The organism is Flavobacterium sp. GW823-FHT06G12, assembly GCF_058794775.1.
Genome location: NZ_JBXAHE010000003.1, coordinates 116268 through 132614, shown reverse-complemented (window position 1 = coordinate 132614; position 16347 = coordinate 116268). Strand labels below are relative to the sequence as shown.

General features: G+C 32.4%; 6 protein-coding genes. 4 read left to right on the top strand and 2 right to left on the bottom strand.

All coding sequences use genetic code 11. The annotated features are described in order from the left end of the window. Positions 1-100: 100 nt before the first annotated feature. Together xylE and AC1Q5Z_RS13305 are read right to left on the bottom strand one after the other, a co-directional pair. The gene (xylE, locus tag AC1Q5Z_RS13310; protein ID WP_198858490.1) at positions 101-1519 is read right to left on the bottom strand and encodes a D-xylose transporter XylE; all 1419 of its coding nucleotides are present in this window, start codon (positions 1517-1519) and stop codon (positions 101-103) included. A gap of 344 nt (positions 1520-1863) precedes the next feature. After that, a complete protein-coding gene (locus tag AC1Q5Z_RS13305) occupies positions 1864-3495 on the bottom strand; it encodes a glycoside hydrolase family 43 protein (protein WP_492445221.1) in 1632 nt (543 codons plus the stop codon). 1428 nt (positions 3496-4923) lie between these two features. On the opposite strand from AC1Q5Z_RS13305, the gene AC1Q5Z_RS13300 reads away from it, so the two are divergent. From AC1Q5Z_RS13300 to AC1Q5Z_RS13285, 4 genes are all read left to right on the top strand, one after another. Next, positions 4924-5568 carry a hypothetical protein gene (locus AC1Q5Z_RS13300; protein WP_492445219.1) on the top strand — a complete coding sequence of 215 codons (645 nt, stop codon included), beginning with the start codon at positions 4924-4926 and terminating at the stop codon, positions 5566-5568. Positions 5569-6108: 540 nt separating this feature from the next. Next, positions 6109-8403, top strand: a complete 2295-nt coding sequence (gene bglX / locus AC1Q5Z_RS13295; protein WP_492445217.1) for a beta-glucosidase BglX — start codon at positions 6109-6111, stop codon at positions 8401-8403. A gap of 215 nt (positions 8404-8618) precedes the next feature. Then, a complete protein-coding gene (locus tag AC1Q5Z_RS13290; RefSeq protein WP_492445215.1) occupies positions 8619-12767 on the top strand; it encodes a hybrid sensor histidine kinase/response regulator in 4149 nt (1382 codons plus the stop codon). A gap of 437 nt (positions 12768-13204) precedes the next feature. After that, positions 13205-16309, top strand: a complete 3105-nt coding sequence (locus AC1Q5Z_RS13285) for a SusC/RagA family TonB-linked outer membrane protein (RefSeq protein ID WP_492445214.1) — start codon at positions 13205-13207, stop codon at positions 16307-16309. The last annotated feature ends 38 nt before the right edge of the window (positions 16310-16347 follow it).

Genomic DNA, 16347 nt, shown 5'->3' with positions numbered 1-16347 from the left:
TTAAAATAATCAACAAAAAAAGGTTGCTAATAACATCAGCAACCTTTTTTTGTTTTTTTTAGCAAGTATATTCTTGGTTCTAAAATCTTATTTTTTTGCACTAATCTTTCTTCCACAAATTTTCCATTTCCTCCAATGTTTTTCCTTTTGTTTCTGGAATAAATTTCCATACAAAAAGCATTGCAAGAATTCCCATTAAACCATAAATATAATAGGCAAAACCGTGATTAAATTGTTGTACTAAATAAGAATTTTTATCCATAATAGGAAATGACCACGAAACCAGATAATTCGAAATCCATTGTACAGCTACTGCAATAGCCATAGCCTTTCCTCTAATTTTATTTGGAAAAATCTCAGATAACAATACCCAGGTTACAGGTCCCCAGCTCATTGCAAAACCGGCAACATACAATAACATACATAAAAGTGCAAAAATTCCCATTGATTTACTTTGAAAAGAAACTCCAAGTAAAATCATTGCCACGGCCATTCCTAAAGCACCAATTATCATTAATGGTTTTCTGCCTACTTTATCAACTGTCTGAATTGCTAAAACGGTAAATAATAAATTTACTGCTCCCACAATTATAGTCTGCAATAAAGCATTATCTGTTCCTGAACCCATTGTTTTGAAGATTTCAGGAGCATAATACAAAACCACATTAATTCCTATAAATTGCTGAAAAAACGATAATAACATTCCGAAAATTATAACTGCCAAACCGTAAGAAAATAATTTACCTGAATGATCAGCCAAAGTATTTTTAATCTCAACAAGTATTTTATTTGCTTCCTCTTTTCCATTAATTTTTTCTAAAACCGCAAAAGCTTCACTTTCTTTCGACTGAAGCATTAAAGAACGAGGCGTATCTGGAACAAAAAACAAAAGTCCTAAAAAGAGAATAGCAAATACAATCTCAGATGCAAACATGTAGCGCCATCCTAATGTATCCAGCCATGTTTCATCTCCTTGTTTTGCAATAAAATAATTGACAAAATATACAATCAGCATTCCAAAAATAATAGCAAACTGATTCATTGACACTAATTTACCTCTGTTTTTTGCAGGAGCAATCTCAGCAATATAAAGTGGAGAAAGCATTGAAGCTAAACCAACTCCAATTCCTCCGATCATTCGGTACGTCATAAAGAAATTAATAAAAGTATAATCTCCTTTACCAATTGGTCTAATAAAAATTTCCGGTGCAGCTGAACCAATAGAAGAAAGTAAAAATAGAATTCCTGCCAAAATCAATCCTTTTTTTCTTCCCAGTTTTTTACTGATAAATCCACTCACTATTCCTCCAATAATACAGCCGATTAAAGCGCTTGAAACTACAAATCCTAATTGTGAGCTTGCTGCATCCTCTGTTAATCCTAAAGGAAGTACAAAAAATTTCTCTAAAGAACTCACGGTTCCTGAAATGACAGCAGTATGATAGCCAAAAAGCATTCCTCCCAAAGTGGCGATCATCGTTAATTTCAATAAAAACTTAGAATTTGACACATTATCCATTTTAATAAAAATATTGATTTAAACATTACAAAAAAGGCTTATTTTTTCAGTATTAAAAATTAATTTGCCAATTTTTTGAGCCGAATATAAAACAAGTCCATGAATTAGAATATGATAAACTGAAATTTGTAATGATTCTGAATTAAAAAACGTATTGCTATTTTTTACTCGGATTTACATTAAAAGCAAACTAAAACTTAAGATTCTATTCATCAATAATTTAAATACACAAAAAATATTCAAACTAATTCAAAAGCTGTTTTTAGATCTATTAATTACCTATAAAATTATTGTAATAAAATAACTACTTCTGTTTTTAAACTAGGCTCTTAGTTTTAGTTTATTTAAAAATGATTTGATGACGCATACATTCCTAAATAAGTTCCCACAAAACCGCCTGCTTTTTTGGTACTCAAAATACTTGCATCGACCTTTTCTGCCAGAACTTTCCAATTATCATCTTGATTTGTTTTGTAATAAAAAGTAAAATACTGAGTCTCACCTTCAATCCTAAAGAACAAATCTTTTGAAGAGCTCAAAAGTTTTTGTTTTTTTACAATTTCAGATTTCCCCTCATTTACTTCATTTGTTGCTTTTTCCAAATATATTTCCTGTTTATTTTCTGCATTTAAACGAATACCAATCAACAGATAATTTTTCTCATTTTGAAAAGCTGCTAAACCAGCTGTGGCTTTATTGCCTTTTAAATCAAAAGATACTTTTGTTGAAATACCAAATTGAAGATGTTGCTGTCTTCTTGCTATAAATGAAAAGTTTGTTTGTGTTTGTATAGATTCTTTTCTAGCTTTAATGAATAATTTTCCGTCTTTTAAATTATACCATTTTTCAGATGGTGTTCTAACAAAATTCCATTTAAAATCAAGTGCAGTAGAATCAAATTCGTCATCTGAAATAAAATTTCCATTAATAGGTGAAACCGATTCTGTTGAGAGCGGTAAATTTGGTCTTTTATGAATAAACGGAACAGGTTCATTTCCGTCAATTATTTCAGGCCAGCCATTTTTCCATTCAACAGGAAGCATAAAAGTTTCTCTACCTGTATTATATAAATCATCGCCGTAAGGTCTGCATCCTAAAAAGACCGACCACCACTCTCCATTTGGCAATTGTACAAAATCGGCATGACCTGTAGTTGTAACCTGATTTTTCCTGTTTGGATCTAAATTTTTCTGTGTCAAAATTGGATTCATTTCATAACTTTCATAAGGTCCGAAAATGTTTTTACTTCTAAAAACTACTTCGGTATGACGATATTCTGTTCCTCCCTGTGCGCAAATCATATAATAAAAACCGTCTTTTTTAATAATGTGCGGACCTTCAATCCAGACTGGTTTTTCAGCCATGTTTGTTCCACCATTTATAACAAGCTTAGGTTCTCCAATAATTTTAAAATTTTTAATATCATACTCAAACATATAAATCGCACGGTGTCCTTCATGAACAGAAATATTATTTGGAGGAGGGCCATTGTGTGTTATATAAACTTTTCCATTATCATCAAAGAAAATATCTGGATCGATTCCGTCAATATTCGGAAACCAAATTGGATTCGACCAAGGGCCAGCGGGATTTTTTGCTGTTACAATAAAATTCCCTCCTGCATCAACATTTGTGCAAACCACATAAAAAGTTTCGTTATGATATCGAATTGTTGGCGCATACATTCCTTTTGAAATTCCCAGCGTAAAATTAGCCTGTTCTTTTCTGTGTATTACATGACCAATCTGTTTCCAATTGACTAAATCTTCACTTTCAAAAATTGGAAGTCCCGGAAAGTATGAAAAAGAAGAATTTACGAGATAAAATTTATTGCCAACTCTGCAAATACTTGGATCCGGGTAAAATCCAGATAAAATTGGGTTGAGATAATTATCATTGGTTCTGGTAATTGTTTTATAGATTTGGTCTTTTCCTTCATAATGGAAATAATCAAAAACTGCGTAGTCAGAATTCATAACTAAATTTGAGCTTTTTGACACTCTCATACATCCTGAGAATAAAATCAAAAACAAAAAACTTATTGCTATATAACATTTTAGTTGACTCACTTTTAATCTTTTAAAATTATTAAAATATAAAAGTCAAACCTAATAAGAAAGTTTTTTACCAAACGGTACTAAATCGTCAAAGAATGATATAATATAAATCGCTGGTTTTTTATTTTTTTTTAATCTAAAAGAAAAAAATCAAGTAATACACATATGCTTATGTTTAATAAAAAGAGAGTTATTTCATTCTAGAGATGATAACGATTCTTCGTTTAAAAGCTAAAGTGAATTAAAGGTCGTTTAACTTTCTAAAATAGAGATTTTAGAAAATAATTAAGATTTCATTTTTAACTTCGTTTACAATTTCAGTTAGAACATCCTGAAATATATACTTTTTTAATATATTTGTAATACAAAAAAAGAATAATGCTACTGTCTGTTAATTCGTTAGTATTTTTAAATTTTGTGCGTGATTTAATATTGAAATATTAAAAATTTGAATTTGGTGCAGAATCGGTGCACAGAGGTTCAAGACATACATAAAAGTGAGATATACAGCGGTTTCAAGCTTAAGGTTCGAATCCTGCTCTCCCCACAAAAGTCCTAATCTAAAGATTAGGACTTTTTTTTTTGCTAAAAAAACAAAACCTGTAAATCTTAGGTATTTTCAGGTTTTTTTCTTTTATACTGCTTTTTCATACTTTTTAAAACCGCCCACAAATTCTATTGTAAAATCGTGACACTTCTAGGCATGGAGTTGTTATTCTTTTTGCAACTATATACGAAAACTTAATTACTTAATAGGAAATACCAAATATTCATCGCTAAAATCAAAAAATGAAAAAGTCTAAAACCTAACTAACAAAGTTTGTTTAAAACATTGAGACGATTCTTCTAATTGCCTTTTTCTAAGATCTTATCGCTTTTTTTTCGGCTCTCCAAAACTTTACAGCCAGTAAAGTATCTATATTAAGAAAAAGGCAGGCAGCCATTGCGCTCTTTTCAATAAAAATGCTATCTTTCAACAATCATAACTAATTCTTTTATAATCTTATAGTACACCAAAAAAGATCACAAAGAAATCCTTAAACTATGAAAATAGTATTTTCGCTTTTGCTTATTTCCTGCATTACAGAAAACAAGCCTCTTAAGACTGAAAAAAAAATCCAGTCGGAATCACAATACTGGAAAACAATTCCTATGAAGCATTATCTCCATATCTATCCAAAAATATTGATAAAGTATTCAATACCATAAACATTTAATAGACTTCATTTCGAGAAAACATTACAAGAAAAGAATTTCTTCATATAAATTTCAATTATGAATCCTTACTCCTATCAACTTTCATCTTAAATAGCTCATACGATTCATTCCTTATTAATCAATACTATTATGAAAATTATTTGTCTAATATTTATAGCAGGGCTCTTTTTTAGCTGCCAAAAAATTATAATAAGTGACAATCTGACTTTTGTTCCTCAAAAAAATTTTAAAATCAAAAATTTAAGACTGCCAAAGGAGAATAGCATTTCTATTGGAAGCTATGTCACAGATAAAGATTCTGTAATTTCACAATTCGAAATCCAATCGAAGTATTCGCTTATAGCAATTAAGCTGGCAAACGCCTCTCCTAACATAATTTTTAATAATTACGAAGAGAGTGACTACCCTACACCTGGTTATTTTTCTGTAATTAATGAAGGCCTGTATGAGATCAATATAAGTCCTCAGATTTTTGATTCAAAAAGCAGAATTGATAAGATAGATTTTTTCTCCGATAAGAAATTAAACTATCAGATAAACAACGACAGCATTAAAAGCTTTAGTCTTAATTTCAATAAATTCGCAATTAAAATTAACAATGATGACAATAAAACCATATATGCAAAAATTGAATATTATGGACTTAAAAATTTAGATGCGCAAATGCTGCTTTATCAAATCCAAAATGATTCTTTTCTTTTTGTTTTAACTCCCGTGAAAGAAAATATAGCTTTAAAAGAGAATTTTTTATATAATTATCTGTTTAATAAATAGCAACCAATATCTTCTAGAAATAAATGATAGCATTTTAATTTGCTGTCTTTTATTTAAGTCTTTTGATAAAATTATTACCTATCAGTATCTAAATTTGTTATAAAAATTAATTGTCTAAAACTAAAATATGAGCAGTTATAATGATAAATACTAAACGAACTTAACATAGTTTAAAAACTCACCATCTGTAAAACCGGCTTTCTATATTTGATAGTTTTACTTAACCAAAACTTCCTTTTTTTTAGAGACATTCATCTCAAAGAATCATACATCCATTTTTTTAAAAAACAGAATTAAAATCAAAACACCTAGCAAAAATCTAGTGGTTTGATTGATGTTAAAGTTTTTTATGCATCATCTGTCATAGATAATGCTTCAAATGTGCTACTATTATTATTACTGCAAAACTAAATTTACACTCATAGAAACCAAACATTTGATGTTTGGAAATCTGATTATTATAGTCATTAAAAATACTATAATAAAGCGCATTGTATATTCTGAATTTAGTAACCTCAATAATAAAACTTAAAACCACAAATGAAAAATAAAAAATTACTAACTATTGGAGTTTTTGCTCTGTTTACTGTTGGAAATATGAATGCACAAAAGAAGCCGTATCTGGATAAAAATAAAACTGTTGAGCAGCGCATAGACCTGCTTCTGCCATTAATGACGCTGGAGGAAAAAGTTGGGCAGATGAACCAATACAATGGCTTTTGGGATGTTACGGGACCGGCGCCAAAAGGCGGAACAGCCGAACTGAAATACGAGCATTTAAGAAAAGGCCTTGTGGGATCGATGCTGACAGTTCGCGGCGTTAAAGAAGTTCGCGCAGTGCAGAAAATTGCGGTGGAAGAAACCCGCTTGGGAATTCCATTAATTATTGGTTTTGACGTGATACATGGCTATAAGACGTTAAGTCCGATTCCGCTGGCAGAAGCTGCGAGCTGGGATTTGGAAGCGATTAAGAAATCGGCTGCGATTGCGGCAGATGAGGCTTCGGCATCCGGAATCAATTGGACATTCGGGCCAAATGTCGACGTTGCAAATGATGCGCGTTGGGGACGCGTGATGGAAGGCGCGGGAGAAGATCCGTATTTGGGAAGCAAAATTGGCTATGCAAGAGTAAAAGGCTTTCAGGGCGAAACGGTTGCTGATTTGGCTAAAGCAAATACGATTGCGGCCTGTGCAAAACATTTTGCGGCTTATGGTTATGTCGAAGCGGGATTGGAATATAATATTGTGGATATCAGCAATTCGAAATTGTACAATTCTGTGCTGCCTCCTTTTGAAGCTGCGGTTGACGCGGGAGTCCGCACGTTTATGAATTCGTTTAACACTTTGAATGGCGTTCCTGCGACTGGAAATGCCTTTTTGCAAAGGGATATTCTAAAAGGAAAATGGAAGTTTGACGGATTTGTAATTTCGGATTATGCTTCAATCCGCGAAATGATCGCACACGGTTATGCAAAAGATGAAGCCGATGCAGCGGCAAAAGCTGTAATTGCAGGTTCTGATATGGATATGGAATCGTATTTGTATGTAGCGAAATTAGTTGATCTGGTAAAATCAGGAAAAGTAAAAGAATCTTTAATCGATGATGCGGTTCGCCGAATTCTTCGAGTGAAATTTGAATTGGGACTATTTGATGATCCGTACAGATATTGTGATGAAAAACGCGAAAAAGAAGTCGTTGGAAGCAGAGCCAATAACGAAGGCGTTTTGGATATGGCGAAGAAATCGATTGTCTTGTTGAAGAACGAAAAGAATCTGCTTCCGCTGAAAAAATCAGGTCAGAAAATCGCTTTAATCGGAGCTTTGGCAAACGATAAAAACAGTCCGTTGGGAAGCTGGAGAATTGCGGCTTCAGACGATACCGCGGTTTCGGTTTTGGAAGGGATGCAGCAGTACAAAGGCAACCAGCTTACTTTTGAAAAAGGGGCAGATTTATTAAAGCAGAAAGCGACTTTCTTAACGGAAACCGTTTTCAATACAACAGACAGAAGCGGATTTGAAGCGGCTAAAAATGCGGCTAAAAATGCCGATGCCGTAGTAATGGTTTTAGGCGAATACGGATTCCAGAGCGGTGAAGGAAGAAGCAGAACCGATTTGAATCTGCCAGGTTTGCAGCAGGAATTATTGGAAGAAATCTATAAAGTGAATCCGAATGTGGTTTTGGTTTTAAACAATGGACGTCCGCTGAGCATTCCGTGGGCTGCAGAAAATGTTCCTGCCATTGTGGAAGCTTGGCATTTGGGAACCCAAGCCGGAAATGCAGTTGCGCAGGTTTTGTACGGAGATTACAATCCGAGCGGAAAATTGCCAATGTCATTTCCTAGAAATGTTGGGCAGGTGCCGATTTATTACAACAAATACAGCACAGGAAGGCCAATTGATAGCGATAAAAATGTTTTCTGGTCGCATTATATGGATGTGGAGAAAACTCCCCAATTTCCATTCGGTTTTGGATTGAGCTACACGACTTTCGATTATAAAAACCTGAAACTGGATAAAACATCTTTTGCGAAAGGTGAAAAAGTTCAGGTAAGCGTTGAAGTTGCAAACTCTGGAAATTACGACGGAAAAGAAGTGGTGCAATTGTACATTCATGATGAATTTGCAAGCATCGTCCGTCCGATTAAAGAATTGAAAGGTTTTGAACTGGTAAGCCTCAAAAAAGGGGAAACCAAAACGGTAAGCTTTACTTTAACGGATAAAGAGCTTGGTTTTTACGATAACGAAGGAAATTATCTGGTAGAACCGGGAACTTTTAAAATTATGGTTGGAGGTAGTTCTGACAAAGGTCTTACTGAAAAATTTGAACTAAATTAATTCGAAAAAGCACTATATCTATTTGTATAAAATATGTTGTTTTAAGCAACCTAATAACCTGAGTGAGATTATTAATTAATCATACTCAGGTTTTTGGCAATATGACAAATTTCACAATTAAAAGTATATTTTTTGTTTAGTTTTATTAATATTGTTAATTACACTTAAAAAATAAAGACGGGTTTTCGGCGAGGATTGATCAATACTACTATTAAATGAAAAATATTAAATATATTCTTGTATGCTACTTTATAGGTTTGAATTGCCTATTTTCTCAAGATAAATTTGATAACTATCAATTTAGAAGCATACAGGAAACTACTTCAAAAAGAGCTATTTCTTCCATTATTCAAGATAAAAATGGTTTTATCTGGATAGGCACAAATGGCACTGGTTTGTATCGATATGACGGGGTGAATTATTTTGGATATGAATACAATAAAAATTCGGGCTCAATAAACAGTAACTTTATTTATTCCACTTTTGTTGATTCTGACAATAACTTATGGGTCGGCACTGATGACGGTTTATGCTTATATAACAGAGATTTAGATAATTTTACCAAAATCAATATTGAGGATGTAATCAGAAAAGGATATGATGAACCCATTACTGTAAAGACAATTAATCAAGATAACAATGGAAACTTAATCTTGGGTACTTATGGCTTTGGATTATTTAAACTTAACATAAAAACTTTAAAAACTACTTTGATTCCATCAAAGGTGTTGGATAAATTTAATTTTCTAATAAAATCTTCGGTAAAAAATAAGCAAGGAATTATCTATTTAGGAACAAGTTATGGCCTCTTAGAACTTGATTTAAACGGCAAACTTAAACAGGTTTATAAAGACAAGTTTAAAAGAGAACCTTTATTGGACGATATAGAAAATCTTGCCATAGATAAATTAGGATATATATGGCTGGGAACTACTGAACACGGTCTGATTAAAATTAAGCCAGAAACTGATAATTACCAATTTGAAAATTATTTTATAACCAAAAACAAAATCTTATCAATTATAGAAAGCAGCCAAGATTATATAGTTTGTGGTACTGAAAATGATGGATTATTGATTGTAAACTATAAAGGCCAAGTAATCCAGAAGTATTTGCACAGCAAGTATAATGACTCTAGCTTAAAATCTAATTCTGTCTGGTCATTGTATGAGGATAAAGAAAAGCGACTCTGGTTAGGATATTTTAATAAAGGACTTGGCGTATTTGACAAACCAAATAACAAATTTAATTCTCTTGAATCGCTAGTCAACAACGAAAATTCTTTGCAGACAAGCTATGTCACTTCAATTGTAAAAGACAAGAAAGGAGATCTGTTAATCAGTAATGAAGGAGGCGGTCTCGACATTTATAATCTTACCAATAAAAGTTTCATTCATGTAAATAAAAACAGCCAAAGTTATTATTCTGGCTTAGACGCTGCTGATATTCAAACCATATTCATAGACAGCAAGCAAAATATTTGGATAGGAAGTTGGGATTGCGGAATCTACTTTTTAAAAAATGGCACTACCCGATTCATAAATTATAATACTGCCAATACTGAAGGATTAAAATCGAATAGAATTTTTAGTTTTTCTGAGGATTTGAAGGGCAGAATCTGGATAGGAACTTTCATAAAAGGATTGCATTATTTTGATAATAAGAACAATACATTTGTTCATTGCAACACAAAATCATTTACAGAACACGCTTTGGACAATGCTTTTATCCGTAAAGTTTTTGTAGATTCTGATAATGTTTTGTGGGTTGGAACAATCTTGGGTTTATATCAGGTAAGTTTAAAAGACGATTCTGGTTTTAAAGTTACCAAAATGCGCGATGCCATGTTCGACGACAAAACGAAATATAACAGCATCCAAACTATTTTATCAATCTACGAGTCTAACGATAAAACAATATGGATTGGAACAGACGGCGAAGGATTATTTAGCTATAATAAAAAAGATAGAACATTTTCAAACTATAATTATTTTCCAGGTTTTAAAGAAAAATCTGTTCGCGCCATAATTGCCGACAACAATGGCTATCTATGGATTAGCGGCGGATTAGGATTAACAAAACTTGATTTAAAAAACAAAAAAAGTACCAGCTTTACTAAAGATGACGGCCTTATTGATAATGATTTTAACAACAATGCTGTCTTTAAAGATGGAAATGGAGAACTGTATTTTGGAAGTTATGAGGGAGTAAATTATTTTAATCCTAGCGAGATCAAAAAAGTAGAGAAAGCTCCAAAATTGTATTTCAGCGATTTCAAATTATTCAATAAATCTGTAAAACCTAATGAAGATGCTTCTCCATTAACCAAAGTAATTGGTCAGAGTAAAGAAATCATTCTTAATCATACGCAATCTGTTTTTACGATTGAATATGTTGGAATTAACTATAATTATTCTAAGAAAAACCAATATGCTTATTACCTGCAGGGCTTTGAAAAAGATTGGAATTATGTAGGAAACAACAGAGCCGCAACTTATACAAATTTGCCACCAGGTAATTATGTTTTTAAAGTAAAATCTGCAAATGCCGATGGCTCGTGGAATACTGTTCCTTTAGAATTAAAAATAAAAGTCTTGCCGCCGTGGTGGAAAACTATTTGGGCCTATTTACTGTACACTTCGATACTGGTTTTTCTAACTATATACCTTAATAAAATATATCAAAATCGTTTTAAAGCAAAACAGGCTATAATTTTAGAAAAAGAAAAAAATATTCAGTCTGAGAAATTAAACAATAATAAGCTGCAATTTTTTACAAATATTTCGCATGAATTCAGAACACCATTAACACTAATTATCAATCCTTTAGAAGATATTCTGAAAAGTAAAAATTTATCTCCTGAAATACATAACAAACTAAAAATTGTGCACAAAAGTTCAGATAGGCTTTCTAGACTTATCAATGAACTTATGGACTTTAATAAGTTAGAATTCAACAGAATTTTTCTTCAAGCCAGAAAAATTGAAGTCGTAGCCTTTACACAGGGAATTAGAGGTTATTTTGATGAGGAAGCCGCCTCACGAAATATTACTATTAATTTTGAGTCTGAATTTGATGAGCTTGAGGACTGGTTAGATCCTAAAATGCTCGAAAAAATACTGTTCAACATTATTTCAAATGCTTTTAAATTTACTCCCGATAATGGCTCAATCACTATTTCTATAGCAAAATCAGAAGGCGATAATCTATTGCTAATTGATGGAAATATCGTTCCTTCTTTTTCAATAACGATTACTGATACAGGTTCGGGTATTCGCAAAAAAGATCTGAAAAGAATATTTGACAGGTTTTATCAGGTCAATAATGTAAATAAAGATTATTATGGAAGTACGGGAATTGGTTTAGAGGTTGTAAAGGAATTTGTGGAACTTCATAAAGGAAGAATTGATGTTGATAGTCAGGTAGGACAAGGCACAAAATTCACATTAACCTTTCCTTTAGGCAAATCTATGTATAAGAAAAGCGAAATAATTGAAGGAGACAAAACAAAAAAAATAGAAAAAACTAAAACTAAATTTCTATCTGAATCTGCCGATCAAGATGATTATGTAGACCAAACTGAAAATGTTGCTGAAACTGTAAAACCATATACTGTTTTAATTGTTGAAGATAATCCTGAATTGAGAAACTACCTAAAACAGGAACTAAGCAAATTATATAAAGTTATTGTCGCCGAAAATGGTCAAAAAGGTTACGAACTTGCTGTTCTGAAATTGCCAGATTTAATTATTACAGATGTTATAATGCCCGTAATGGACGGACTGCAGATGTGTAAAAAAATAAAAGGCGATTTAAAAACAAGCCATATTCCATTATTAATGCTTTCGGCAAAAGCAATGGTAAAAGACCGATTAGAAGGTATAGATTCAGGTGCTGATATTTATCTCAGTAAACCATTTGAGTTAGACATCTTAAAATCTAGCCTAGCGCAGCTTATTACGAGCAGACAAATTATGTTTAAGAAATTTTATAGCGGAATCACAAAAGATGGTAAAGAAAAAACAACTTCTCTTGATAATGATTTCATTCAAAAAATTCTGCATTTTATAAACGAAAACATCAGCGAACCAGAATTAAGTGTTGAATTGCTATCGTCTAAAATTTTCCTAAGCAGAAGTCAGCTGTATCGAAAGATAAAGACCTTAACAGGCGTTTCTGTAAATGAGTTTATTAGAAATGTACGATTAGAAAAGGCAAAACAATTGATAGAAAAAGGAAATAATAATATTAATGAAATTAGCTATAAAGTTGGATTTACATCTCCCTCCTATTTCACCAAATGTTATAAGATTAAATACGGACATTTGCCCACACAAGAAAAAGAACAAAAAAACAAACATTAAAAATACCTCTTTAAAATAGAGAATGGCCTAAAAAAGAGCTTCGATACCATAATCGAAGCTCTTTTTTTTTGTAAGTCAATTTCCTCAAAAATCTTTTCTGTTATTTGAGAGTAAAATCTAATATATCTAAAATATTACTACTTCTTTTTTATACAAAAAGTATTTTTTTAGCAGTTTTTTCAGCAATACTTTATCGCCTGTTTTATATCATAATTGTTTCTTTTCAGCAATAACAGCCCTTAATCCCCATTTTTTGCATCATTTGTTGCACAATATGCTTCATGCGTTCTACAATAGCAGCACACTACATTTTACTTTCGTTAAGAAATTTTTAAGAAAAAGAGAATCTTCTTATAGCTCCATTTTTGAACATGTAAAAGTCTCTTCTATTAAATATTTTACAAGTAAAAACAAACTAACTTAATCGACCAATTTTTATGCAGAAAAAAACATTAAAAAAACTATTATGTTTAATAGTATGTATGTGGGGAAACTTTTTCTTTGCGCAAACTGTTAAAGGAAAAGTAACATCAGGAGGTCTTGGCCTACCCGGTGTTGGTGTAGCAGTACAAGGAACAAAAAACGCTACAACCACTGATTTTGACGGAGGATTTATTTTAAACAATGTAGATCCGAAAAGCACATTGATTTTTAGCTACATAGGTTACAAAACTGTATCCCTTCAAGCGGATACAAAATCAGTGATGGTAGTCAACATGGTTAATGACCTTGAGAAATTAAATGAAGTCGTGGTTATTGGCTACGGAACTTCAAAAAGAAAAGATGTAAATGGTGCTATTTCTTCCATCAAAGCATCTGAAATTCAAGACAAACCTTTTATTTCCATCGATCAAGCTCTTGTAGGTAAAGCGGCAGGTGTAAATGTTACTCAAAATTCTGGAACTCCAGGAGGAGGAATTTCGGTACAAATTAGGGGTATTACCTCTATTAATGGAAATGAGCCTTTATATGTCATTGACGGAACACCTGTTTTTGCAGATAAAAACAACGACTCATTTGCATTTAGTGCATTAGGCGGAGGAAATGGACAGACTAAAAACTCGGCTTTATCTGGATTAAATATTTCGGATATCGAAACCATTGATATCTTAAAAGATGCTTCATCAACGGCAATATATGGTGCAAATGGTGCGAATGGTGTCGTTTTGATTACAACTAAAAAAGGAAAAAAAGGAAAGTCGGCTTTTACCTATGAAACCTATTTAGGTACTCAGCAAGTGGCAAATTCAGTTGATGTTTTAAACTTGCCTCAATATGCCGCTTATCAGACTAAAATCTTCAAACTAAATGGAGAACCAATTCCTTATCAATATCAAAAACCAAATTTATTAGGCAATGGAACAAACTGGCAGGACGAACTTTTTAGAACTGCCACTATGTACAATCATCAAATATCATTTTCAGGCGAAAAAGACGGAACAAGATATTATACTTCTTTGAATTATTTTGATCAGGAAGGAATTGTGATGAATTCAGATTTCAATAGAATGTCTATGAGATTAAATGTGGATTCAAATGTAAAATCATGGCTTAAAATTGGCAACAATATGTCAATAAGCAGATCATCTCAACAAGTAGTTCGAAACGATGACAGAGGTGGTTTAGTAATGAATACATTAAGACAGTCTCCAGAATTACCTGTTAGATATGCCGATGGTTCTTATGCCGGCCCAACAAGCGGTTTAGGTTCTTCTGCAAATGAGGCAACCAACCCAATTGCATTATCAGAATACAATAACGCAAAAGCAGACCGATACAAAATTAATGGAAATGTCTTTGCCGATTTCACTCTTACTAAAGGATTAGTTTTTAGAACAGAATTGGGATATGATTTAAATTTTGCAAAGAGCAGCTCTTTTGCCCCTGCCTACACTTTAGGAAATGTATCTGAGCTATTAAATAAATCTTTTAAACAGCAGGATCAAAGTTTTTACTGGAGTTTAAAAAATTATTTGACATATAATAAAACATTTAGCGAAAAACATAATTTCACTTTCTTACTAGGTCAGGAAGCACAAGAAAGCCAATACGAATATTTAAGCGGTTATAGATCGGGCGATTTCCTTAGCAAAGATTTTACCAACTTAAACATAGGCGATATAGATACCGCCGTTAATGGAAATGGTTCTGGAAGATGGTCGATGACCTCATACATCTCGAGATTAAATTATAGTTTTTCTAATCGCTATTCTTTTTCGGCTTCTTTAAGAGCTGATGCTTCTTCTAACTTTGGCCCTAATAATAAATGGGGATATTTTCCATCATTTGCTGCAGGTTGGACTGTTAGTAACGAAAGCTTTTTTGAACCTTTATCTAATACAGTCAATTATCTAAAATTTAGAGGTGGTTATGGTTCGGTAGGAAATCAAAATATTCCTGCAAACAGATACCAAACCATTCTTTCATTGACTGCATCTCCTTTCGGAGGAGTTTCTCCAACAATTGATAATTTAGGAAATCCAGATATTAAATGGGAATCTCTTAAGTCTTTTAACGTTGGTTTTGAACTAGGAATGCTTAGCAATAGAGTAAAATTAGACTTTGATTACTATGTAAAACATTCTTCTAATTTCCTTACTAAGCAAATCAATGATGAGTCGAATCAAAGTGCTTTAAATTATTATTTGAATACGGGTGAGATTCAAACTAAAGGGGTCGAACTTACCTTAAACACCAGAAATATTGTTACAGATAATTTTACTTGGGATAGTACTATTATTTTCTCAAAATACAATAATGAACTGACTAGTTTTCAAGGGGCAGGTAAATCTTTATTGGGTAAAGTTCAATTCGACTTGTATACCGTAACTAGAACTACAGAGGGCCAGCCAGTTGGACAATTCTATGGATATGTTACAGATGGAATATTTAAAAATGCAGCAGAATTAGCAGCAGGTCCAATTCAGGAAACAGGAACAGGAATTGGTGATATTCGTTTTAAAGATCTTAATAATGATGGGAAAATTGATGCTAAAGATCAAACTTCTATAGGAAGCGCAATACCTGATTTTACTTATTCATTTACCAATAACTTTAAATACAAAAACATCAGTTTATCAATTGCTTTAACGGGAAGCCAAGGCAATGAAATCTACAACTTTACTCGTCATTATACAGATGGCATCTATCCTGGATTTGGAGATCGATTTGCAAATGTAAGCACAAGAGCTTTAAATGCTTTTGAACCGGGAGTTAATGAAAATACGAATGAACCTAGAATTACACTTAATGACCCAAATGGGAATGGAAGAATCTCTAACAGATTTGTTGAAGATGGTTCTTATTTAAGAATTCAGAATGTTTCTTTGAGCTACGATTTACCAAGCAAAATCTTCGAAAAGTCTATTATATCTAAAGTTAGATTGTATGTCAATGTCCAAAACTTATACACATGGACAAAATACTCTGGTTTTGATCCTGCTTTAGGAAATTTAGATCAAAATATAACCCTTAGCGGTATTGATCTAGGAAGATACCCAGTACCGAGAATAACATCTATGGGTCTAAATCTAGAGTTTTAAAATCGACAAAAACACAATTAACTTAATGATTCATAGTC